Genomic DNA, 23762 nt, shown 5'->3' on the forward strand with positions numbered 1-23762 from the left:
GTTCGTGAGAAACAAAACTAATTATTTCGGTATCCGTCACGGATGCTGGCTTCGCGGGCCGTTCCGCATATTCGTTATCCTTCGCGTCCATTGGGCGGCGGAGTTATAGGCGCTTTTGCGCAAAGCCTGTGAGAATTCTATGCCCCGTCAATCAAGTCTACAGACACAGCTCGCGCGCGTGAAACTCGAGATCGAGCTGGCACGGCTGACGAAACTCCGCGCGGAGGTGCACGCTCTGCCCAAACCTACGCCGCAATATACTCGTTATGAGGATATGCCGCCGCCCTCACCCGAAGACCGCAAGCGCTTTATGAAGCGGCTTGAGGCGCTCTATGACATCACGTTTGAAGAGCATGAATTTGAATATGATGATGGGTCAGAAGCGGGCTAGCTAAATGCAGCCAGGTAGGTTAGTCCCCGCCCATGGCTTACGACACTCCCCCATCTTACTCCACCCGCCCGACATTGCGCGTCGACCTGCCCACGGTCCGCGCGAATTACGAAGCGCTGAAAGCCAAAGTCGGCGCGGCCAAAATCGGCGCGAGCGTGAAAGCGGATGCTTACGGCCTCGGCTCTGTCGCGGTGGGCAAAGCGCTTTACGGCGCAGGGTGTCGGATCTTTTTTGTCGCGACCGCTGGCGAAGGCAAAATCCTGCGCGATGCGATTGGCCCGAACGGGGCGATTTATGTGCTCAACGGCCCTGCTCCGCGTGATCGCGGTGTGTTGCTGGGCGCGAAGCTGAAGCCCGTGATCAACTCGATGGAGCAAGCGCGTTATTGGTATTCCGTCGCCCAAGACGTCAACGAGCCGCCTTATACGGCGATCCATATCGATACGGGGATGAACCGCCTCGGCCTGACAATGGATGAAGTGACAGAGCTGGGACGCGATAAGAAGATTTGGAAAATCCTAAACCCCGAATGGGTGATGAGCCATTTGGCCTGCGCCCCTGACGCGGATCATCCGATGAATAAGCAGCAGTTGGCGACCTTCCGTAAAGCCGCTGCGCAGCTGCCGATTACGCCGCTTAGTCTCGCCAATACGGCGGGCATCTATCTGGGCAAGCCGTATCATTTCCAAATGGTGCGCCCTGGGATTGGCCTCTACGGCGGCAAAGCGACGACTAAGCCAGAGCAAGAGGTGAGCCAGACGGCGGTCACTTTATTGGCGCCGATCCTACAAATCCGCTATATCAAAGCGGGCGAGACGGTAGGCTATGACGCGACTTTCACCGCGCCGCGCGATATGCGCATCGCAGTTGTGGGCGCGGGGTATGCTGACGGCGTGCCCGTGAATGCGAGCAATCGCGGGACAGCTATCCTGCACGATATGGAAATGCCGATCATCGGACGGGTCAGCATGGACTTGACGATCTTGGATGTGTCAGAGGCGCGGCTCGGCGTCGAAGTTGGCGGCGTTGTTGTCTTCCGCGGGGACCAGTTGGAGGCGGAAGCTGAAAAACTCGGGACAATTAATTACGAACTTCTGACACGGCTGGGCCAACGCCTCCGCCGCGATTACTACGTCAAGCCGCCTAAAGAAGCGGAAGATCGCCGATAATCTCTGCAATAGGCAAATATATTGCCTTTTTGCAATCTCCATCGGTCTAGGCTATGAAGATGATAGAAACATTCGATTGTTAATCGCCGCTTTCCCGCGATAGTTTTCAATCAATGTCAGGCCATAAGCGACTCAGAAGCGCGTGCCGCATCAACTTTCAAGACCGCCACACAGCCCGCACTCGCGGAGGATAAGCTGGCCCTTAGCCCATGGAGAGACCCTATGAATGAATTGACCGTCAAAACAGAAGGCAAATGCCCCGTCCTACACGGCTCGCCCACCCGCTTTGAAAAGCGCACAAACGCCGATTGGTGGCCCAACCAACTCAACCTGAAAATCCTGTCGCAGAACTCCGCACTCTCCAACCCCCTCGGCGAAGAGTTCAGCTACAAAAAAGCATTCAAAGGCCTGAACTACAAAGCGCTCAAGAAAGATCTGACAGCCCTGATGACGGATAGCCAAGATTGGTGGCCTGCCGATTACGGTCACTACGGTCCGTTCTTCATCCGTATGGCGTGGCACGCAGCTGGCACATACCGCACAGCCGATGGACGCGGTGGGTCATCTGCAGGCTCGCAACGCTTTGCTCCGCTCAACTCTTGGCCAGATAACGCCAACCTCGACAAAGCCCGCCGCCTACTCTGGCCGATCAAGCAGAAATATGGCGATGCTATTTCGTGGGCAGACTTGTTCATCCTGACAGGGAATGTCGCGATTGAATCCATGGGCGGTCCCGTCTTTGGCTTTGGCGGCGGACGTGAAGACGTTTGGGAACCTGAGGAAGATGTCTATTGGGGCACAGAAGAAGAATGGCTTGGTGACAACCGTTACTCTGGCGACCGTGTCTTGGACAATCCCCTCGCCGCTGTGCAAATGGGCTTGATCTACGTCAATCCTGAAGGCCCGAATGGCCGTCCTGACCCAATGCAGTCGGGCCGCGATATTCGCGAAACATTTGCACGCATGGCGATGAATGACGAAGAGACAGTGGCCCTGACGGCTGGCGGTCATACATTCGGCAAATGCCACGGCGCTGGTGATGCAGGCCTCGTCGGGGCAGAACCCGAAGGTGGCGACATCACGGAGCAAGGCCTCGGTTGGACCAGCACGTACAAATCAGGCAAAGGCGTTGACACGATCACGTCAGGCATTGAAGGAGCCGTGGACTACGGAACCGGCCACATGGTCAACAGGTCCGGGAAAAGGCTATTTCGACCTCCTGCTCGACAATGAGTATGAGCTGACAAAAAGCCCAGCTGGCGCACATCAATGGACACCCGTCAATCCAAACCCATCCAACATGGCGCCAGACGCGCATGATCCATCAAAAATGGTACCGACCATTATGACGACAGCGGACATGGCAATGAAGGTCGACCCTGCCTACCGCAAAATCTCTGAGCGCTTCCGCAAGAAGCCCAAAGAGTTTGAGGATGCTTTTGCGCGCGCATGGTTCAAATTGTGCCACCGCGATATGGGACCAAAAGTTCGCTACCTCGGCCCTGAAGTGCCTAAGGAAGATTTGATCTGGCAAGACCCCATTCCTGCTGCACCGAAGAAGAAGATCAGCAAGTCGCAGATCAAAGCTTTGAAAGCTGAAATTCTCGACTCTGGTCTGTCAGTGCCAGAACTCGTTTCGGCCGCTTGGGCGTCAGCCTCCAGCTTCCGCGGATCGGATAAGCGCGGCGGGGCCAATGGCGCCCGTGTCGCTCTCGCCCCGCAAAAAAGCTGGGAGGTCAATGATCCGAAAAAACTCGGTAAAGTTCTGCGGAAACTCAAAGCAATCAAGGGCGATTTTGACGGTGACGTCTCCCTCGCCGACCTGATCGTCTTGGGTGGGTGTGCCGCGATCGAAAAAGCGGCGAAAGACGCGGGCCACAAAGTAACGGTTCCCTTCACGCCAGGCCATACAGATGCAACAGCGAAAATGACCGATGCCGAGTCGTTTGAGCCGATGGAACCGAAAGCCGATGGCTTCCGCAACTATCTGTCCAAGCAGTTCAAAGTGCCAACGGAAGATTTGCTTATCGACCGCGCGCAGCTACTTACACTGACTGCGCCTGAAATGACGGTTCTTGTGGGTGGCTTACGTGTTTTAGGGGCCAATCAAGGTGGCTCAAAGCATGGTGTTTTGACCAAAACACCTGGCAAGCTCACCAATGATTTCTTCGTCAACTTGCTCGATATGAACACGAAATGGGAAGCGGCTGACGAACATCAGCAGCAGTTCGTGGGCAAAGACCGCGCGACAGGCAAGACGAAATGGACTGGCACCCGTGTAGACTTGGTCTTTGGATCAAACTCGCAACTCCGTGCCTTGGCGGAAGTTTATGCGCAAAATGATAAGAAGGAAAAATTCGTCAAAGACTTCGTTGCCGCTTGGGATAAAGTCATGATGCTCGATCGGTTTGAGCTGGCCTAAGACCCTCGCTCCCCCCTTTGGTGGGGGCCGCCAGTCAGAACGGCGTCTCGTAAGTCGAGGCGCCGTTTTTGATGCTGACTATTGACCGGGGCGGTAATCGCGCACAGCGACGGCCAAAACTTCGTCCAAGGTGACAGGCATTGGCTTATACTCGCCGCGCGCAAACATCTCGACTTGGTCCGCATAATGCGGAGACGACTCATTCAGCGTTGCTGCGCCGTATTGATGGATCGTATCAAGGCGCAATTCGCCGTCTGGGTTCCAATCCGCGATGAAGATATGCGTATCGCCTGCAAATGCGTTCATCACTCCCGTCTTGGCCACACCGTCGCGGTCGGCATAGATCGCACGCAACACATCTGGCGCGCCGTTGATCGACACATCAATATCGCCTCGCTGAATACGGTTGACCTCCCCCCATTCGGGGTCAAGGCGATCAAAGCGAGTCTGCAGATCTTTTGCGGTCTGCAAGAGTGCGTCCATCGGTGGCTGCAAAGTCTCGTCATATTGATAGCCAAGCGCGCGCGTACCAGAAATCACCGCCAGCGCCGCCCCGCGACTGTCACGCTCCGTGCTGCCGTCCCAATTTCGTAGGATTTCCTGCGCCTGTTGAATGAGAGGGTCATCAGATTGCGTGCTGACCAATTCGACCACGAATTTCATCAGCGTCGAGTCAGGCGCATAGGTCGCGTCTGCGCGGTACGCCAGTAACTCTTCGCGAGAAATAGCTTCGTCCTTGGAAAGCTGCGCAATCGACCGCTTGGCGCGATTGGTCATGCGGGTCTCAATGCCGAAAGTCTTGGAGAAATTTTCGCGGGATAAATCGCATCCGGGGTCCGTGACTTGAAAAGGTGTGGCATTGGCGGAGAACACCCAACCGCAGTCTGGATTCCAAATTTGCGGAAGGTCTCGCGGATCAGCATATTCGTTCCATGTCAGTTCTGATCGATCCCCTGGCAGAACACCGGTCCAATCTGGGCCCTCAATGCGCTTGGGCATTTTCGCATTGTAGACATGCGCAATATTGCCGTCTTTATCGGCGTAGACGATATTGAAAGACAGCACGCCATTCTTCGCCAAAGTCGCTTTCCACTCCGCCATATTGGTCGCCTTACCCATTTCATACCACTGCTCCAAAGCGCCAACCTCTTGCAATCCTGCAAAACGAATGGCGTAATGACCCGTGGGAGTCGACAGCACAGTACCGTGGTCTGACCACAAGACATCACGTGTGACAGGGAGCGAAAAGCCGCGCCAAAGTTTCACGCGAAACTTGGATTTAGACCGCATAAAGTCTCGCCACTCACCGTCCATTTTGTAGCGCTGTGGGTCGTCTTGATCATCCACGTCCAAGGCATAAATATCGAGCAGATCAGGCATATTGACTGTATGTGTCCACGCCAGATCAGGCGTCACGCCTTGGCTGATAATCGGCACGCCGGGGAATGTCCCGCCCGTAATATTCATGCCCTCATCCGAGATCATATGCGCCTCATACCACGCATATGGCCCTGTCATCGGTTGATGCGAATTGCCAACCAGCCGTGTGTGACCGTCAGTGCTGCGAGCGGGCGCAACGGCAAATGCGTTGGACCCGCGCACAGTCGCCGCTTGCGTTAGGCTTGGCAGGTTGAGGGTTATTTCGCGCCACGGGCTGACATTGGGTTTATTCTCTGCGGTGAATAAATCTTCGAGCCGCAGGTCTAGGCGGTAGAAAAACGGAGTCGCCCAAGTGAAACCCGCCACAACATCATATGCTGTCACGGGTAGCACACCTGGTAAGACGCGGTCAGGATTTTCGACGCCCCAAAGGTTGATCGCATCCGCATAGGCTTTGGCAACTGATTGAGTCTGCGGCGACAGGGTCGAGAATTTGCTCTCAACAGCCTCGGTCACTTTGAACAAATCAAACAGATAATCAGGCGGCGCGACCTCTTGGCCAAAATACTCAGAACTACGGCCACGGGCGGCGATCAAAGTCGTCTGGATCGTCTCCCAATCATCTTCAGCATGAGCGTAGCCAAAGCCAAAGGACGCGTCTGCATCAGCCTTGCCGTGAATATGGGGCACGCCGTAATTATCGCGCAGAATACGAGCGTCATAGGTTTTAGCTGTCGCGAGAATGGCAGCTTTATCGATCTTGGGCGGGGCGGGTGTGCGCAAAACAATCGCGGCGATAATTGCGCCCAGCACGATGAGGCACAGCAATCCCAATCCAACCCATTTGACGACGCGCATCATCTTACTCTCCCAATCTTTCCTGCACCCTGCGGCTCGCGTGAAAAAAATCAAGCAGCATTTGTGAATAGCCCGCCCTTGTCTTATAAAGCTGTCTTACGATGGAGGCCAATATGAGCAGCACACAGTTACAAGCGCAGGAATTACTGGAACAAATCTTGGCGCAAGGGCGCGCGCTACTCGCAGACGGCAAAAGCCAAATCCCTGAATTGACCACTAAAGGCAAGGCGTTAGCGAAGCAGGGCGAAGACGTGTTGATCGACAAACTCGGCATGGACGACACAGAGGCAATCCGCGCAAAAATTCGAAAGCAAGCCAAATATGCAGGTGCAGCGGGCGCGATTGCGCTATTGCTGCAGTCACGCTCGGCGCGAAAACTGGCGACATTGGGGGGCTTAGGCGCGCTTGGCATGGTCGCCTATCGGGCACATCAGCGTGGCGCGATGCCCAAAGATTTCAACGATGCGATCGGCCTCCTCAAAGGGGATGCAGGAAATGCGCGTGCGGAAGTTTTGCTCAAGGCGATGGTGGCCGCTGCCAAAGCAGACGGGCGGATTGATGCTGAGGAGCAAGCCCTGATCGACGCGCATGAGGGGGCGAGCAATAGCGACCTTCAAGCGATCTTGGACACGCCCGCTAGCGCCAAAGTCATCGCATCTATGGCCAAGTCAGACCAGATGGCGGCCGAGATTTACGCCGTCTCTTGCCGTGTTGCCAATGGCCTGAACCCCAAAGAACGTGACTATCTGGATCAACTCGCCATGGCGATGCGCCTTGACCCCGAAGCGGCGGCGCAAATTGAAACAGAGATGCGGACGGGCTAATGCGCGGGCTTTTTATCGCATTCACGAGCTTGCTTTTATTGGCTTGCGCTCCCACCGCAGTAACGCCTGCTTCGCCTGACAAAGCACCTGGATCACAAAACCAACCTCACCTCCCCCCGCCCGGCTTTCCTAATAGCGCACCCGTCGCGAGTGAGCGGTCGTGTGGTGGCATGGTCGTTGGCGGTGGACAAAGTTGTAACACGGGCGAATTTTGCTATCGCACGGTTGAGAAGATGTGCGGTGCGGCGGATGCCCCAGGTATTTGCAAACCAATCCCAGAGGCTTGCACAATGGATTACAATCCCGTCTGTGGCTGCGACGGACAGACCTACGCCAATGAATGTGTCGCCAATTCCAACGGTGTCAGCGCTGCGTCTTTGGGCGAGTGCGAATAGATGTTCCACACTTTTTTCTCAGAACTCCGCCGCGCGAAAATTCCTGTCTCCATCCGCGAATATCTGACACTGCTGGAAGGCGTTGATAAAGGCGTGGCGAATGAAAGCTTGGACGGGTTTTACTTCCTTGCCCGCACGGCTCTCGTCAAAGACGAACGTGACTTGGACAAATTTGACCAAGTCTTCGGCCACAGCTTTCGCGGCATTGATTATCTCGGCGATATTTTCGGCCATGACGCTAGCGAGATACCATCTGACTGGCTGCGCGCGATGGCGGAGAAATATCTGACGCCCGAGGAAATGGCCGAAATCGAAGGACTAGGCGATCTGGACAAGATCATGGAGGCGCTGAAAGAACGGTTGGAAAATCAAGATAAACGTCATGAAGGCGGCAATAAAAACATTGGCACTGCGGGCACATCGCCCTTTGGTGCAAATGGCTACAACCCCGAAGGCGTGCGCATTGGTCAAGATAAAGGTCGCCACGGTAAGGCCGTTAAAGTCTGGGACAAGCGGCAATTTAAGAACCTTGATGGTGACCGCGAAATCGGCACGCGCAATATTAAAGTTGCCCTCCGCCGTCTCCGTAAATTTGCGCGCGAGGGCGCAGCCGAAGAGCTAGATTTGGCAGGCACAATCGCGGGCACGGCCAAGCAAGGTTGGCTCGACATTAAGATGCGACCAGAGCGGCGCAACGCGGTTAAAGTTTTGGCCTTCTTCGATATTGGCGGTTCGATGGACGGACATATCAAGCAGGTCGAAGAGCTGTTTTCTGCGGCGCGTAGCGAGTTCAAGCGGCTTGAATATTTCTACTTCCACAACTGCCTGTATGAGCAAGTCTGGCAGGATAATATCCGCCGCATGAGTGAGGTCACGCCGACTTGGGATGTGTTCCACAAATTCGGCTCAGACCACCGCGTTGTCATGGTCGGAGACGCCGCGATGAGCCCATATGAAGTGTCCATGCGTGGCGGCTCTGTTGAACATTGGAATGAAGAAGCGGGCGCGATCTGGCTGCAACGCCTCGTCGAGATTTACCCGCATCTCGTTTGGATCAACCCGACCGAGGAAAAATACTGGTCCTACTCGCAAAATACGTTGATGATCCAAGAGATCATTGGCAAAGATCGCATGTTCCCGATGACGCTATCTGGTCTGGAAAACGCGATGAAGGAACTCGCGCGCTAATCACGCATTGAATGAATGAATATCAACCACCCAAAGGAAATCTTATGACACGCCTCCTACTCCTCGGCCTTGCAACTGCCGCCCTCGCCGCCTGTGGTAACACTGCCTCTGACGGCCCCGTCGATCCCGCGAAAGCTGTCTATGCCTGCCCTGCTGACCAAGTCCTAGAGGTGACAGATTACACAGATGTTGGCCCTGATGCATCTCTCGACGCGGCGGCTTATCTGGCGGAAAACAAAGCGCGCAAGGGCGTGACGACAACGGATAGTGGCTTGCAATATGTGGTGGCGCAGAAAGGTCTCAAAAACGGCGCGTCGCCTGTTGGCGGCCAAGTCGTGACGGTTCACTATCACGGGTATTTCCCAGACGGGTCTGTCTTCGATAGCTCCTATGAGCGCGGCGAAACCATTGATTTCCCTGCCAATCGTGTCATTCCTGGTTGGATTGAGAGCCTGCAGGGCATGAAAGTCTGCGAGGCGCGGACGCTCTACATTCCTGGCGATCTCGCATACGGCCCGCGCGGCACACGCGGTATTCCGCCCAATGCGACGCTGCTGTTTAACGTCCAACTGATTGGTGTTGCCGAATAAATACAAAAAAGGCCAGATCGGGTGATCTGGCCTTTTTCATGTGAAGGTCGGATGGCCTTAGATCGTCAAACGCAGATCATTCAGGCTCGCCGCGATCTCTTGGAATGCTGCATCTAGATCGGCAGCATTGGTCGCAGAGAAGAATTTGCTGCTATCCGTCGCGCAACTGCTCACCAAGGTCCGTGTGCTGTTATCGGTGATGTCATAGGCGATCGTATAGACAGTAATTTTCTCGCCCTTGATATTGTTACACAAGATGCGCGTCGTGTCGTCGGCAGCATTTTTATTGTAGCCATTGTGACGATCATCCGTCTTGGACCGTGTATTCTCACCATCCGTCATCAGGACTAGAACACGTTCTGTATCAGTCACGCCGCGCGGCGCACTACTTGCCAAAGGCTGCTCACGGTCCAGCGCACGCCAGCCCCAAACAAGGCCTGCTGGCATGTAGGTGTCACCATCCGCGCGTAATTTGCGCACAGTAGATTTCACGTCACGTAGGTTCTTCGTCAGGTCTTGAATCTCTGTCCCGCATTTCACATTCAGCAAGCCAGGGATTTGACGACCCGCATAGGGCGCATCTGTATCAAGCGGAACATCGCGTGATCCGACACAACCATTCCAGCGTGCGCGGTAAGTTGGAACAGAACAGCTTTCATATTCTGGGCCATATTCCGTATCGCAAACTTGACGGTCACATTCATAAGCAACACCATCATTTCGGCACGTCTTGGCGACTGTGCGGCAGTTCGAGCGAGAGACAACGTCGCGGCGCATACGACAGACTTCTTCGCCAGTCGTTGTATTATCGTCAGGTACGTCAAGCCATGGTTCATAGCGGCGCGACAGACCAACATTGACGTATTGTGAGAACGGGATAACTGACATCCGCAAATTCTCATTGCCTGAGCCTTCTAACGTGTCGACAAGATTATTGGCAGCAGCCTTCAGCGCGTTCATCTTCGTCCCGCGCATTGATCCTGTTGTATCTAGCACGAGGGCGATATCGAGCGCTTTATTGGCGTAGGTCGCCTCTGAAACAACACTGACATCCATGCTATTCTTGCCCCATACACGTGCGAAATAAGCATCAATGTTATTGCGAGCGCTGAGGCGAACTGTATCGCCATCACGTTGAATGTCGATCAACTCAATGCGCTCGCCCTTCGCGCCTGGATAAGTAAAGTCGAAATAGGCCTGCGCCGCCGCTGTCAAATCCGCTTGTGATTTGAGGCTGTCTTTCGCGGCCAGAAGCGCGATCGAGTCTGTCGTCGCTTGCAAACGCTGCTTGGCGAAATAAGCCTGCGACATATCAATGGCGAGCGCGAGGCCGCCGGCAAATACGACGCCCAAAACGGCTGTCATAATCGCGATATTGCCTGAGGTGTCGCGTTTCAACAGGCGTGTTGTTTGAGCGAACTTACCAAAGGCCTTATGTTTAACAAATCTTTTCATGTCTATCTCCACATGCTCACGACGCAATGGCGCCGGATTTGGGAGGAGACTTGCACCCACTCTGCCAAGAGGGGAATTTTGTGCCGAAATGAACAATCGGCACAAAAACATGGTTAATCAGGTCTTAAATCTTACGAAAAACTCAATGATTACAGTAAATAGGACGTGAACCGAGTCTTTTACGTGCCGGGTAGAATTTGCACCTTATAGACTGATTTCGGATCAAAAATCTGTTTTGCGACAGCTTGAATGTCCTCAACTGTCATATTTTGATACGTCGCATCGCGTGAGCGGTGATTGTCTAGCGGCACGGGGTCAGTCTGCGCACTGTCGATGACGCTCATCCAATAGCCATTGTCTTCAAGGCTGTTTTCAATACGTTCCCGCGTTGGTTTGATCGCACGGTCAAACAGCGAGGCATCAAAATCACCCGCGCGGAATTCAGCCGCAATCGCTTCTACCTTCTCACTCATCACATCAATTTCAGCGGGCGATAGCTCTAACGACGCGCCGATATAGCCGTAATCGGGAAAAAGCCGCGAGGCATAAGAGAACGCGCGGGGCGAGTAGCTCGCGCCCTCAGATTCGCGCAATTCTTCAGTCAGGCGCAAGCGGAACATGCGCGACAGCGTTGAAACTTTGCGCGACGTTTCGATGTCAGATCCGTCTGGCGCAGGCCAATAAATTTGCAACATCGCGGTTTCAGGATCCCCCGCATGCGTTAGCTTAGTCGGCACTTTGGAGCCCTGCGGAAATGTCAGTTGGCGCAAGGATAGCGGCGGCATGACGGGGAGTTTCGCCCGCTCTGGCAAAGCCCCGAATGTGCGTGCGACAGCGGCAATCACTGCCTCTTCGTCGACATCACCCACAACAGAAACCTCGATCGCGCTACCGTCAACATTGGCTTCGCGCCAAGTTTTAACATCATCAAAATCAAGCTCTAGCAACTCTGCTTGTGTCGGAAAACCGTAGCGTGTGTCGCCAGAGCGGATTAGGCGCGGAACATCGCGCGCGGACACGCCGCCCGGTGTTGAGTCCAGCGTTGGATAGAAGGACTCAATATATTTGTTATATTGTGACTGCGCCTCTGCCCGGTAGCCTGGTGCAATAGCGTAGGCGGCCATGAGGTTGAGTTGATCATCCAAATCCCCCGGCACGGTAGAGCCTGAAATAGTCATATTTCGGTTATCAAAGCTGATCGCCGCTCCGACGGACTTACCCGCCATAAGCGTATGAATATCGTCAACGCTATGCGCCTCTAATCCTGATAAGCCGATCATATTGGGCGCGAAGGTGCGAAACCCTGGCTGATCGGTCGGGAACGTCAAACTGCCCCCACCCATGGCGACTTTCAGGCGTATGACTTCGGTTTCATAGGGCGTTTTCTTGATATTCAAACGCACATTATTGTCGAACATGACAGTCGTGATCTCTATATCTTCGATTTTACTGCGCTCAACGACCTTTCCCGCAGGGCCAAAGTCAGTATAGGCGAAGGTCTGCGCCGCTTTTTCGATCTGCGCTTCCACAGGAATAGCACGGGACGCGGCATAGGCCGCTTCTAGCGTCGCCTCCCCGCCCTCAATGTCTTGATTGGTCGTCAATTCCAGCTGCGGCGCTGTTTCCAGCTTCGCCCATTGCTCACGAAACGCTTTTTCAACGCGTTCTAACGTGATGGCATCTGCTCGTTTTTGGAACAGCTCAAGATCAGCTTGAGGGGACGTTACGACGCTATCTGATGCAAAGCTGCTGAGAATACGGCGCGCGAGACTTGGTGTGCGGCGCGTGGGCGATGTTTGAACTGCGACTTCGAGACCTTTGCGGTAATTGGCGAGTTGTTCATCCAATTCAGCCTGTGTGAAACCAAAGGCCAGCGCTTGCCGTAACATTTGCTCGGCTTGGGCGAGGCCCGCGTCCCAAGCGTCAGACTGTGTATTGACTGACAGCGTGCTAACCTCTGCAGCGTCAAATAGGTCATAGGTTGAGGCCGACGCGCTGATGAATTTTGCGTCTTCTGAGCGTGCGAGCATGCCGAGGCGTCGGGTTAGAATTGTATTGCCGAGGTTATCGATCAACACCTGCTCCCGCGTCTTAGCATTATCGTCTAAATCCACGGGTTTAGAGAGCGTGGATAGCGACACACTCGTCTCAACCTCGGGGTTGGAATAGACGTGAGTGCGGGGTGTATCGAAGCTGACCACCCCAGGATCAAGGTCTGGCTTGGCTTCGCCAACGGCTTCCCAGTCCCCAAAATATTCCTCAATTTTTTCAATGGCATAGCTAGTTTCAAAATCGCCTACGAATGTGATGAATGTGTTATCTGGACGGTAATAGCCGCGGTAGAAATCCACAAATTGTTCACGCGTGACGCTGGCGATTGTCTCTGGCGTGCCGATCGGGATGCGATTGGGCACGCGCGAGCCCTCTAGGTAGAAATTCAGGCTGTCGATGAAGGCTTGAAAAGCGGGGGAATTGCGCGTGCGCTTCTCCGCCAAAATGATGCCGCGCTCTCGGTCAATCGCGTCTGCATCTAGCGTCAGGCGGGAGGCCGTTTCGCGCATAATCATCATAGTTTCATTGACGATCTCCTCATTCACTTCAGGGAGTTCGAGTTGGTAAATTGTCTCGTCAAAACTGGTCGAGGCATTGGTGTCCGCCCCGAAAGCCAAACCGAAACGCTCCAAGCGCTTGATCATCTCGTTTTCGGGAATATTCTCTGAGCCGTTAAAGGCCATATGCTCCAAGAAATGGGCAATCCCGCGTGTTTCGTCTGATTCGTTGAGCGACCCCGTATCAATCCGCATAAGTAGGCTGGCCGTGTTGCTCGGCGTCTCGTTCTGGCGCACTGCGTAGCGCAGGCCGTTGGGTAGCCGTCCATATTCAATGGCAGGATCGGCTTTCAGGTCCGAGGCTTGCTGTGCAAAGTGGACTTCGCCTTGCGGCTTGGTCACGCCTGATCTCGCAAGACGTAAGCAAAACTGTAGACATTACAACGAGATAAAGAGCCAAAAAGCGCATAAGATGTACCTATAGTGTCAGGATGTTATCTGTGTTTTGACCGTTATCCCCCGCGCTCGCAAGATCAAATTGCGGTTGTATAAATATTGACGATGTGTGAGCCGTGATTTTGATTAACCACAGCCCTCCCCCAAACTTGCGAGTGGTGCAGAACTTGTATAGCACGCACAAGAATCACCCTTTAAAGTCGAGTTATTGTGACGCAGCCCCCGCCCAAATCGCTAATTGTTTTCGATTTTGACGGTACAATCACGACGCGCGATACATTTGCGATGTTCCTGCGGTATTATGCAGGCCCCGTGCGCTGGTTTGGCAAAATCATGCGTCTGCTTCCTACATTTATAAGTTACAAGCTCGGCCTGATTGATCGTCATGCTGTAAAAAAGGCCGTGATAAAACGGTTTTTCGCGGGCGAGTCCGAGGCCCAAATGACCGCTCGCGCCCAGCAATTTGCAGCGGAAGTCATACCCGACCTGATTCGCCCCGGCGCACACGCTCGATTGAGCGAGATTTTAAGCGGCCCAAATGCGGCCCCTGAGTCATTATATATATGCAGCGCATCTATCGCGCCATATTTGAAGGCTTGGGCCAGTTCATATTCCATTCATGAAAGCCATGTTCTAGCCGTGGAATTACAGACAGAAGACGGCCGCCTGACGGGCGACATCTCTGGCTACAATATTTGGGGGGCCAACAAGGTTCGCCGCATTTATGACGAATTTGCGCCACATTCAGTCGTAATAGAAGAGGCGTATGGAGACACTCGAGGGGACAAGGAACTATTACACGCCGCTAAGGCGTCTTTTTTCCGTCCTTTTCGCGTGTAGCCAATTAGACGTTGAAATTCTCTTTAAGCCTATTAAAGAGGGATTAACGGCTAGCCAAAGCATTAAGCTTTGGTTAAGTTGAAAGAGTGTCTGCGATTTTGCAGATGATTGTTATTGAGAGTTTTGGGGGTTTTATCAAATGAAACGTACTCTATTAATGGCCGCATCGGCCGCGGTGCTAGCTGCACCATCCATCGCTCAGGAACTGCCACCCGGCAATCCGCTTCCTGGCGAATGTTTTGCTCGGGTAATCGTACCTGCGCAGTATGAAACTTCAACGGAGCAGGTCGTCCTGCGTCAAGCCGGTGAAGAAATCAAAAAGATTCCAGCTGTTCTTGAAACAGTGACAGAGCGCGTTCTCGTTCAGGAAGAAAGCTACGAGCTTGTCCCTGTCAGCGGCAACACGGCTGGCGGTGCTGGCGGCACGTTGACAGCCAATGGCGTGACTTACCGCTTTGACGGCAGCAATGTTGTCTATAACCGCACATCTGGCCAGCGCGCCGGCACAATCGACGCCAATGGCCGCTTTGTGGGTCTTGACGGCAATGTGATTTCAGCCAACCCGTCCCTCGCCTATTCAGGCGGTAGCACGGCAGGCCGCACAGCGGGTTCTTCTTTCCGCACAGTTACTGACACTGTTGTTGTCCAAGAGGCGTCAACTGAGTTGGTCACGATCCCAGCGGTTTACGAGACTGTGACAGAAACAGTCGTCGTTCAGCCTGAGACTGTCGAGTATGTGACTGTCCCAGCCGTCTATGAGAATTATACCGATACTGTCGTGGTGCAAGAAGCATCGACTGAACTCGTCACAATTCCCCCAGTGTTCGAAACAGTCACTGACACTGTTGTAGTCCAAGAGGCCTCAACAGAACTCGTAACAATCCCTGCAACTTTCGAAACTGTGTCTGAAACCGTTGTCATACAGCCCGCTGGTGTTGAATACACTACCGTGCCTGCGACATACGAGACCGTTGCAGAAACTGTTGTTGTCCAAGAGGCGTCAACAGAGCTGGTCACAATCCCAGCGACCTATGAAACTGTTACTGAGAATGTTGTCGTTCAAGAGGCGTCAACAGAGCTTGTGACAATCCCGCCTGTCTTTGAAACAGTGACAGATACAGTTGTGGTTCAAGAAGCGTCCACAGAATTGGTAACGATCCCAGCGACGTTCGAGACTGTGTCCGAAACAGTCGTCGTGACGCCTGCGTCCGTGACTTACGAAACTGTTCCAGCAGTGTTTGAAACAGTTCAAGAGCCTGTTGTGGTTCAAGAAGCGTCGACAGAGTTGGTGACGATCCCAGCGACGTTTGAAACAGTGACTGAAACAGTTGTAGTTCAAGAAGCGTCTACAGAGCTCGTCACTATCCCAGCTGAGTTCGAGACTGTGACAGAAACTGTCGTCGTTCAGGAAGCGTCCACAGAATTGGTGACGATCCCAGCGACGTTCGAGACTGTGTCCGAGACTGTTGTGGTTCAGCCGCAATCTGTTGATTACGTCACTGTCCCTGCACAGTATGAAACATATCAGGAAGCTGTTGTGGTTCAGGAAGCGTCGACAGAGTTGGTCACAATTCCAGCGACGTTCGAGACTGTGACTGAAACAGTTGTGGTTCAGCCGCAATCTGTTGAGTATGTCACTGTCCCACCTGTTTACGAAACAATTCAAGAGCCTGTTGTGGTTCAAGAAGCGTCGACAGAATTGGTCACAATTCCAGCGACATTCGAAACGGTCACTGAAACAGTCGTCGTCACGCCACAAACTGTGGATTACGTGTCTGTCCCAGCTGTTTACGAGACAATTCAAGAGCCTGTCGTAGTTCAGGAAGCCTCAACAGAGTTGGTCACAATTCCAGCGACATTCGAAACGGTCACTGAAACAGTCGTCGTCCAGCCTGCTGGCGTTGAATATGTATCTGTGCCGGCAGAATACGAAACTGTGACTGAAAGCGTTGTCGTCCAAGAAGCGTCAACAGAACTCGTCACAATTCCAGCGACATTCGAAACGGTCACTGAAACAGTCGTCGTCCAGCCTGCTGGCGTTGAATATGTCTCTGTGCCGCCTGTTTACGAAACAATTCAAGAGCCTGTCGTGGTTCAGGAAGCGTCTACAGAGTTGGTGACGATCCCAGCGACATTTGAGACTGTGTCCGAAACAGTCGTCGTGACGCCTGCGTCCGTGACATATGAGACAGTTCCAGCTGTGTTTGAGACTGTGCAAGAGCCAGTGGTCGTTCAAGAAGCGTCAACTGAACTCGTCACAATCCCAGCGACATTCGAAACTGTGACTGAAACAGTCGTCGTGACACCGCAAACAGTGACTTATGAAGTCATCCCAGCGGTTTACGAAACGATCCAAGAGCCAGTTGTAGTCCAAGAAGCCTCAACTGAACTCGTCACGATCCCAGCGACATTTGAAACTGTAACTGAAACAGTTGTGGTTCAGCCACAAACTGTCGATTACGTGACAGTCCCAGCTCAATACGAGACTTACACTGACACAATCGTCGTGCAGGAAGCGTCCACAGAGTTGGTGACCATCCCAGCCACATACGAAACTGTGACTGAAACAGTCGTCGTCCAGCCTGCTGGCGTCGAATATGTATCTGTCCCAGCTGTCTACGAAACGGTTCAAGAGCCGGTCGTGGTGCAAGAAGCGTCAACAGAGCTAGTCACGATCCCAGCGACGTTCGAAACTGTGTCTGAAACAGTTGTCGTGACGCCACAAACTGTGGAATATGTTTCTGTCCCAGCTGTCTACGAAACGGTCCAAGAGCCAATCGTGGTGCAAGAAGCGTCAACAGAGCTGGTCACGATCCCAGCCACGTTTGAAACTGTGACTGAAACAGTCGTCGTCCAGCCTGCTGGCGTCGAGTACGTAACTGTCCCAGCCGAATACGAAACTGTGACTGAGAGCGTTGTCGTCCAAGAAGCATCAACAGAGTTGGTGACAATCCCAGCGACGTTCGAGACTGTGACTGAAACAGTTGTCGTCACACCGCAAACAGTGACTTACGTCTCTGTCCCAGCGGTCTACGAGACGGTTCAAGAGCCAATCGTGGTGCAAGAAGCGTCAACTGAGCTCGTGACAATCCCTGCGACGTTCGAAACTGTGTCTGAAACAGTCGTCGTGACGCCTGCCTCCGTAACATACGAAACAGTTCCAGCTGTGTTCGAGACGGTTCAAGAGCCAATCGTGGTGCAAGAAGCGTCAACTGAGCTCGTGACAATCCCTGCGACTTACAAAACTGTGACTGACACAGTCGTCGTTCAGGAAGCCACGACTGAGTTGGTCACTATCCCAGCCGTCTACGAGACTGTGTCCGAGACATATGTTGTGCAAGAAGCGACAACGGAATTGGTCACAATTCCTGCGACGTTTGAGACTGTGACTGAAACGGTTGTGGTTCAGCCGCAATCCGTTGATTACGTCACTGTCCCTGCGCAGTATGAAACATATCAAGAAGCTGTTGTGGTTCAGGAAGCCTCAACTGAGCTGGTCACAATCCCAGCGACGTTCGAGACTGTGACTGAAACGGTTGTGGTTCAAGAAGCCTCAACAGAGCTGGTCACAATTCCAGCGACGTTTGAAACAGTGTCAGAAACTGTTGTTGTCAAAGAAGCTACGACCGAATTGGTTGTGATTCCTGCGACATACAAAACAGTGACAGACACAGTTGTGGTTCAGCCACAATCCGTCGATTACGTCACAATCCCAGCTGAGTATGAAACATACCAAGAAGCGATTGTGGTTCAGGAAGCAACAACAGAACTCGTTGCGATCCCTGCGACATACAAAAACGTCACTGAAACAATCGTCGTTCAAGAAGCCTCAACAGAGTTGGTGACTATTCCAGCCACGTATGAGACTGTCACTGAAACTGTCGTCGTTCAGCCTGAGACTGTCGAATATGTATCTGTTCCCGCGAAATTCCGCACAGAGCAGCAAACATATGTTCAGCAAGATGCCGCTCAAGACCTCATCGTCATTCCGGCAACTTACGAAACAGTCACTGAGACAATCGTGACTCAAGAAGCTAGCGTGCGCCTCGAAGCCGTGCCAGCGACTTACCGCACTGTCAGCGAGACGATTGTTGTCACGCCTCAGCGCACAGAGATCGACGTGATCCCAGCGAAATACGAAACACGCTCAGAGCGCGTTTTGATTGAGCCAGCTCGCGAAGAGTGGAAGCCAGGTAGCCAAGCCCTTAATGCAGGGTCACTGGGTGCAGGTGGTCGTGTGAACACAAACACACGCGGTCAGTTCACGGTCTTTAACGGCGTCTCTAACCAGGTTGTTGAATCAACACAGACGATTGTGTCTCAGACAGGTGAAATCCTCTGTCGTGTCCTGATCCCAGCGAAATATAAGACGATCACTAAGCAAGTCGTGGTTTCCCCGGCGCGCGCAGTTGAGCGGACTATTCCTGCGGTGACGAAGACAATCCAAAAGCGTGTCGTTGACACGCCTGCGACTACTCGCGAAATCGCTGTTCCAGCTCAAACACAAACGGTCACTCGCCGCGTTGTGAAAACCCCTGCCCGCGTTCTTCGCGCTGGCGAGGCTGGTTACGCTGAATATGCAGGTAGCAAAGGCCGTATCTCTGGCTTTGTTGATGCGAACTCAGACGGCCGTGACGATCGTGATGGTCGCTCTGCAGCCTCAGCCCGTTCAGCGGATGCTGCTGGTGGCGGTGCACGGTCATTCGGCAGAGCCAATGCGTCAGGTTCGACGGGTCAGCAAATGGGCTCAGTTGCAACTCGCGTTGTCGCTGAAGAAGCTCGTGTGGTTGAGCGTCGTATCCCAGCGGTCACAAAAACGATCAGCAAGCGTGTTGTGAAGACGCCAGCGTCAACACAAGAGCGTGTGATCCCAGCGAAAACATCAACTGTCACACGTCGTGTCGTTGATCGTCCCGCCTCTACACAAGAGCGCGTGATCCCAGCTGTGACCAAAATGGAAACACGTCGTCGCGTCAAAACACCGGCACGGACAGTTGAGAAAGTGGTCCCAGCGGTCACGCGTCAAGTGTCTCGTCGTGTTGTGGATCGTCCTGCCTCTACACAAGAGCGCGTCATCCCGGCTGTGACTAAAACTGAGACACGTCGTGTTGTGAAGACGCCAGCGTCAACACAAGAGCGCGTGATCCCAGCGAAGACACAGACTGTGACACGTCGTGTCGTGAAGACACCGGCGCGTACGCAAGAGCGCACAATCCCGGCTGTGACTAAGATGGAAACACGTCGTCGCATCAAGACACCAGCCTCTACGGCAGAGCGGGTTATCCCAGCTGTGACGAAGACTGTGTCACGTCGCGTCGTCAAGACACCAGCTCAAACAGTTGAGAAAGTGATCCCTGCTGTCACGAAAACACGCTCACGTCGTGTTGTGAAGACACCAGCGTCAACACAAGAGCGCACGATCCCGGCTGTCACGCAGCAGGTTCAGCGTCGTGTTGTAGATCGCCCTGCCTCTACGCAAGAGCGTGTGATCCCAGCTGTGACCAAGATGGAAACACGTCGTGTCGTGAAGACACCGGCGCGGACTGTCGAACGTCAAGTTCCAGCGGTGACGAAAACTGTCTCTCGTCGTGTTGTGAAGACGCCAGCGTCTACACAAGAGCGTATGGTACCAGCCGTCACGAAGATGGAAACACGCCGTGTCATTAAGACACCTGCGTCAACTGTCGAACGTGTTGTCCCAGCGGTCACGAAGCAAGTCTCTCGTCGTGTTGTGAAGACGCCAGCGTCAACACAAGAGCGTGTGGTACCAGCGATTACGAAGCCGCAAACGCGTCGTGTCGTGAAAACACCAGCTCGGACAATCGAGCGGGCCACGCCAGCTGTGACGAAGCAAGTCTCTCGTCGCGTCGTGAAAACGCCAGCGCGTACACAAGAGCGTATGATCCCAGCGGTCACGAAGATGGAAACACGTCGTGTGGTGAAAACACCAGCGTCTACAGTTGAGCGCGTTGTGCCAGCTGTGACGAAGACTGTGTCCCGTCGCGTCGTCAAAACACCGGCTCAAACGCAAGAGCGTATGGTCCCGGCTGTGACCAAGATGGAAACACGTCGTATCGTGAAAACGCCAGCCTCTACGGTTGAGCGCGCTATCCCAGCGGTCACGAAGCAAGTGTCTCGCCGCGTCGTGAAAACGCCAGCACGTACGCAAGAGCGTATGGTGCCAGCGGTTACGAAGACGGAAACACGTCGTCGCATCAAGACACCAGCAGCCACCACAGAACGGGTCATCCCAGCTGTGACGAAGCAAGTGTCTCGCCGCGTTGTGAAAACGCCAGCTCAGACTGTTGAGAAAGTTGTGCCAGCCATCACGAAAATGGAAACGCGTCGGATCGTCAAAACTCCAGCGCAAACCGTTGAGCGTGTTGTGCCAGCTGTGACCAAGCAAGTGTCCCGTCGCGTCGTGAAAACGCCAGCGTCAACACAAGAGCGCATGATCCCAGCTGTGACCAAGATGGAAACACGTCGTGTTGTCAAAACACCGGCGCGGACTGTCGAACGTCAAGTTCCAGCGGTGACGAAGACTGTGTCTCGTCGTGTTGTGAAGACGCCAGCGTCAACACAAGAGCGCGTGATCCCAGCGGTTACGAAGATGGAAACACGTCGCATCGTGAAAACGCCAGCCTCTACGGTTGAGCGCGCTATCCCAGCGGTCACGAAGCAAGTGTCACGTCGCGTCGTCAAGACACCGGCTCAGGTTCAGGAACGCATGGTCCCAGCGATCACGAAGCCTGAAACACGCCGCGTCATCAAAACTCCGGCTCGCACAATCGAACGTGCTACACCGGCTGTGACGAAGACAGTGTCCCGTCGCGTCGTCAAGACGCCAGCATCGACACAAGAGCGTGTGATCCCGGCTGTGACCAAAATGGAAACTCGCCGCATCGTGAAAACGCCTGCTGCGACAACTGAACGGGTCATCCCAGCTGTGACAGCTCAAGTCTCCCGCCGCGTCGTCAAGACACCGGCACGGACACAAGAGCGCGTCATTCCAGCTGTCACGAAGATGGAAACACGTCGCATCGTGAAGACACCTGCCGCCACGACAGAACGGGTTATCCCAGCTGTCACGAAGCAAGTCTCTCGCCGCGTCGTGAAGACACCAGCGCAGACACAGGAACGCATGGTCCCGGCTGTGACGAAGATGGAAACACGTCGTCGCATCAAGACACCAGCAGCTACGACAGAGCGGGTTATCCCAGCTGTGACGAAGACAGTGTCGCGCCGCGTCGTCAAGACACCGGCTCGGACAACAGAACGGGCTATCCCCGCTGTGACCAAGCAAGTCTCTCGTCGCGTCGTTAAGACACCAGCCCGCACGATGGAACGCGCTGTTCCAGCCGTGACGAAGCAGGAAACACGTCGTGTTGTGAAGACGCCAGCGTCAACACAAGAGCGCGTGATCCCGGCTGTGACCAAGATGGAAACACGTCGTGTCGTGAAGACACCAGCGCGGACTGTCGAACGTCAGGTTCCAGCGGTGACGAAGACGGTCTCCCGTCGTGTCGTGAAGACGCCAGCGTCAACACAAGAGCGGGTTATCCCAGCTGTGTCTAAGCAGGTTCAACGCCGCGTGATGCGCACACCCGCGCAAACACAAGAGCGTGTGATCCCAGCGGTCATGAAGCCTGTGACACGTCAAGTCGTCAAAACGCCAGCTCGGACGCAAGAGCGCATGATCCCAGCGGTGACGAAAACGGTCGAGCGCCGTGTTGTGAAGACACCCGCTCATGCGGTTGAACGTGCCACACCAGCTGTGACTAAGACTGTCTCCCGCCGCGTCGTCAAGACACCGGCTCAGACGCAAGAGCGTGTGATCCCGGCTGTGTCGAAGCAAGTGACACGTCGTGTCATGCGCACTCCGGCTCAAACGCAAGAGCGTGTGATCCCGGCTGTGACAAAGACGGAAACACGTCGTCGGATTAAGACACCTGCGTCTACGCAAGAGCGTCGTATCCCAGCCGTGACCAAGCAGATCACGCGTCGTGTTGTGAAAACACCAGCGCGCACACAAGAGCGTGTCATCCCGGCCGTGACCAAGCAGGTTACACGTCGTGTGGTGGACAATGCGCCACGTGTTGAGCGTCGTGTTATCCCAGCGCGTTACGAGACTGTGACTGTCCAACGTGTGGCTCAACCAGCCCGCACTGAAACAGTCGTCATTCCAGCTCAGTTCGGCACAATCGAGCGTCGGACGCAAACCAGCCCAGAGCGTGCTGAATGGCGTCAGGTTCTTTGTGAAGCCAATGCAAGCCGTGAAGTGATCTCTGCGATCCAACGTGCTCTGCAGTCAGAAGGCTACTACAGAGGTATAATCGACGGGTCACTCGGCCAGCGGACATATGCTGCGGTCGAAGCCTTCCAGAAAGCCCGTGGTCTCTCCACTGGTGGCCTGACACTGACAACAGTGGATGCCCTGGGTGTTAACTGGCGCTCAATGGTAACTGGTGGCTCTGCCACGATGGAGTACCTCCGGTGGCTTCTCAACAGGCGGCACTGCGACAGGTGGATCAACTGGCTTTACAACAGGCACAACAGTTGGAACATCAGGCTCCATGACAACTGGCGGATCATCTGCCAGCGGTTACACAATCGGATCTGACGGCTCTGTCCGGAATGCATCTGGTGTGATGATCGGACGTCTGAATGCGGCTGGCGACGTTGTGAATGCATCGGGTCAAGTCATCGTTCGCGGATTGTCTGCCACAGGCGGGTCAGTCACTTCGGGCATGACAACTGGCGGCATGACAACTGGTGGAATGTCTACAGGCGGCATGTCGACAGGCGGAAGCACTGGCGGAATGTCAGCGGGTGACTTCACAGTCCGCGCCGACGGGTCAGTCGTTAACGGCTCTGGCACTGTCATCGGTCAAGTGAACGCGAATGGCGAGATCGTGGCTAATGGCCAAGTGATCGGCCGCGTCCGTCCACGCAACTAAGCCAAACTCATTACAGGCTCGCGCGCGCGGGGGCCTGCAGACAAAATTCAAAACCTCCGTAGCTTTGGTTACGGGGGTTTTTCTTTGTCTAAAATTTCTGGATCAAACTTGACTATATTTTGACTAGATATTGGATTGAAAGTTTAAGCAGACCCCAATCCAGAATTCACGCTTATAGTAAGAATTTCACGCTTGGATCTGCACTTTAGGCTCTGCACACTTGGCATCAGCTCTTAGCTTTACCCTTGGAAACCACACGCCAAACCTCACATCGCCGCAGTCCCTGTG

General features: G+C 54.0%; 12 protein-coding genes and 1 pseudogene. 10 read left to right on the plus strand and 3 right to left on the minus strand.

Features of this window, described 5'->3' with window-relative positions; genetic code table 11:
• The first annotated feature begins 139 nt into the window (after nucleotides 1-139).
• From AB8615_RS07935 to katG, 3 genes and pseudogenes are all read left to right on the plus strand, one after another.
• A complete protein-coding gene (locus AB8615_RS07935; RefSeq protein ID WP_409432071.1) occupies nucleotides 140-391 on the plus strand; it encodes a hypothetical protein in 252 nt (83 codons plus the stop codon).
• A 32-nt stretch (nucleotides 392-423) separates the two neighbouring features.
• Nucleotides 424-1560: an alanine racemase gene (gene alr, locus AB8615_RS07940; RefSeq protein ID WP_409432072.1), complete on the plus strand. Its 1137-nt coding sequence runs from the start codon at nucleotides 424-426 to the stop codon at nucleotides 1558-1560.
• Between the two features lie 222 nt (nucleotides 1561-1782).
• Nucleotides 1783-3982, plus strand: a pseudogene (katG, locus tag AB8615_RS07945) (catalase/peroxidase HPI).
• A gap of 78 nt (nucleotides 3983-4060) precedes the next feature.
• Here the strand turns inward: katG and AB8615_RS07950 are convergent.
• Nucleotides 4061-6223 (minus strand): penicillin acylase family protein, encoded by a 2163-nt coding sequence (locus tag AB8615_RS07950; RefSeq protein ID WP_418152114.1) that lies wholly within the window; start codon nucleotides 6221-6223, stop codon nucleotides 4061-4063.
• A 110-nt stretch (nucleotides 6224-6333) separates the two neighbouring features.
• Here AB8615_RS07950 and AB8615_RS07955 point away from each other — a divergent pair, with 110 nt between their 5' ends.
• The 4 genes from AB8615_RS07955 to AB8615_RS07970 are packed head-to-tail and all read left to right on the plus strand — an operon-like array spanning nucleotide 6334 to nucleotide 9217.
• Nucleotides 6334-7044 (plus strand): DUF533 domain-containing protein, encoded by a 711-nt coding sequence (locus AB8615_RS07955; protein WP_409432075.1) that lies wholly within the window; start codon nucleotides 6334-6336, stop codon nucleotides 7042-7044.
• Nucleotides 7044-7439, plus strand: coding sequence for a Kazal-type serine protease inhibitor domain-containing protein (locus tag AB8615_RS07960; protein WP_409432076.1), 396 nt, complete (start codon nucleotides 7044-7046; stop codon nucleotides 7437-7439). Before AB8615_RS07955 ends, AB8615_RS07960 begins: the two co-directional genes overlap by 1 nt.
• Nucleotides 7440-8627, plus strand: a complete 1188-nt coding sequence (locus tag AB8615_RS07965; protein WP_418152116.1) for a vWA domain-containing protein — start codon at nucleotides 7440-7442, stop codon at nucleotides 8625-8627.
• A 44-nt stretch (nucleotides 8628-8671) separates the two neighbouring features.
• Nucleotides 8672-9217: an FKBP-type peptidyl-prolyl cis-trans isomerase gene (locus AB8615_RS07970; RefSeq protein ID WP_409432078.1), complete on the plus strand. Its 546-nt coding sequence runs from the start codon at nucleotides 8672-8674 to the stop codon at nucleotides 9215-9217.
• Between the two features lie 57 nt (nucleotides 9218-9274).
• On the opposite strand, the gene AB8615_RS07975 is transcribed toward AB8615_RS07970, so the two are convergent.
• Both AB8615_RS07975 and AB8615_RS07980 read right to left on the minus strand, forming a co-directional pair.
• Nucleotides 9275-10672: a VWA domain-containing protein gene (locus tag AB8615_RS07975; protein WP_418152118.1), complete on the minus strand. Its 1398-nt coding sequence runs from the start codon at nucleotides 10670-10672 to the stop codon at nucleotides 9275-9277.
• A gap of 179 nt (nucleotides 10673-10851) precedes the next feature.
• A complete protein-coding gene (locus AB8615_RS07980) occupies nucleotides 10852-13623 on the minus strand; it encodes a M16 family metallopeptidase (RefSeq protein ID WP_418152120.1) in 2772 nt (923 codons plus the stop codon).
• Nucleotides 13624-13887: 264 nt separating this feature from the next.
• On the opposite strand from AB8615_RS07980, the gene AB8615_RS07985 reads away from it, so the two are divergent.
• The 3 genes from AB8615_RS07985 (at nucleotide 13888) to AB8615_RS07995 (ending at nucleotide 23474) form a co-directional block, all read left to right on the plus strand.
• Nucleotides 13888-14517, plus strand: coding sequence for an HAD-IB family phosphatase (locus AB8615_RS07985; protein ID WP_409432081.1), 630 nt, complete (start codon nucleotides 13888-13890; stop codon nucleotides 14515-14517).
• A 139-nt stretch (nucleotides 14518-14656) separates the two neighbouring features.
• A complete protein-coding gene (locus tag AB8615_RS07990) occupies nucleotides 14657-23137 on the plus strand; it encodes a peptidoglycan-binding protein (RefSeq protein WP_418152122.1) in 8481 nt (2826 codons plus the stop codon).
• Nucleotides 23091-23474 (plus strand): hypothetical protein, encoded by a 384-nt coding sequence (locus AB8615_RS07995; RefSeq protein ID WP_418152124.1) that lies wholly within the window; start codon nucleotides 23091-23093, stop codon nucleotides 23472-23474. The genes AB8615_RS07990 and AB8615_RS07995 overlap by 47 nt, the downstream gene beginning before the upstream one ends.
• Nucleotides 23475-23762: the final 288 nt, after the last annotated feature.

It is taken from the genome of Litorimonas sp. RW-G-Af-16, from assembly GCF_048319245.1.
In the GTDB taxonomy this organism is placed as follows: domain Bacteria; phylum Pseudomonadota; class Alphaproteobacteria; order Caulobacterales; family Maricaulaceae; genus Litorimonas.

What these genes read in the sequence shown, in the direction of transcription:
- AB8615_RS07935 (WP_409432071.1), top strand. Translation starts at nt 140, where the DNA reads ATGCCCCGTCAATCAAGTCTACAGACACAGCTCGCGCGCGTGAAACTC.
- alr (WP_409432072.1), top strand. Translation starts at nt 424, where the DNA reads ATGGCTTACGACACTCCCCCATCTTACTCCACCCGCCCGACATTGCGC.
- AB8615_RS07950 (WP_418152114.1), bottom strand. Translation starts at nt 6,223, where the DNA reads ATGATGCGCGTCGTCAAATGGGTTGGATTGGGATTGCTGTGCCTCATC.
- AB8615_RS07955 (WP_409432075.1), top strand. Translation starts at nt 6,334, where the DNA reads ATGAGCAGCACACAGTTACAAGCGCAGGAATTACTGGAACAAATCTTG.
- AB8615_RS07960 (WP_409432076.1), top strand. Translation starts at nt 7,044, where the DNA reads ATGCGCGGGCTTTTTATCGCATTCACGAGCTTGCTTTTATTGGCTTGC.
- AB8615_RS07965 (WP_418152116.1), top strand. Translation starts at nt 7,440, where the DNA reads ATGTTCCACACTTTTTTCTCAGAACTCCGCCGCGCGAAAATTCCTGTC.
- AB8615_RS07970 (WP_409432078.1), top strand. Translation starts at nt 8,672, where the DNA reads ATGACACGCCTCCTACTCCTCGGCCTTGCAACTGCCGCCCTCGCCGCC.
- AB8615_RS07975 (WP_418152118.1), bottom strand. Translation starts at nt 10,672, where the DNA reads ATGAAAAGATTTGTTAAACATAAGGCCTTTGGTAAGTTCGCTCAAACA.
- AB8615_RS07990 (WP_418152122.1), top strand. Translation starts at nt 14,657, where the DNA reads ATGAAACGTACTCTATTAATGGCCGCATCGGCCGCGGTGCTAGCTGCA.
- AB8615_RS07995 (WP_418152124.1), top strand. Translation starts at nt 23,091, where the DNA reads ATGACAACTGGCGGATCATCTGCCAGCGGTTACACAATCGGATCTGAC.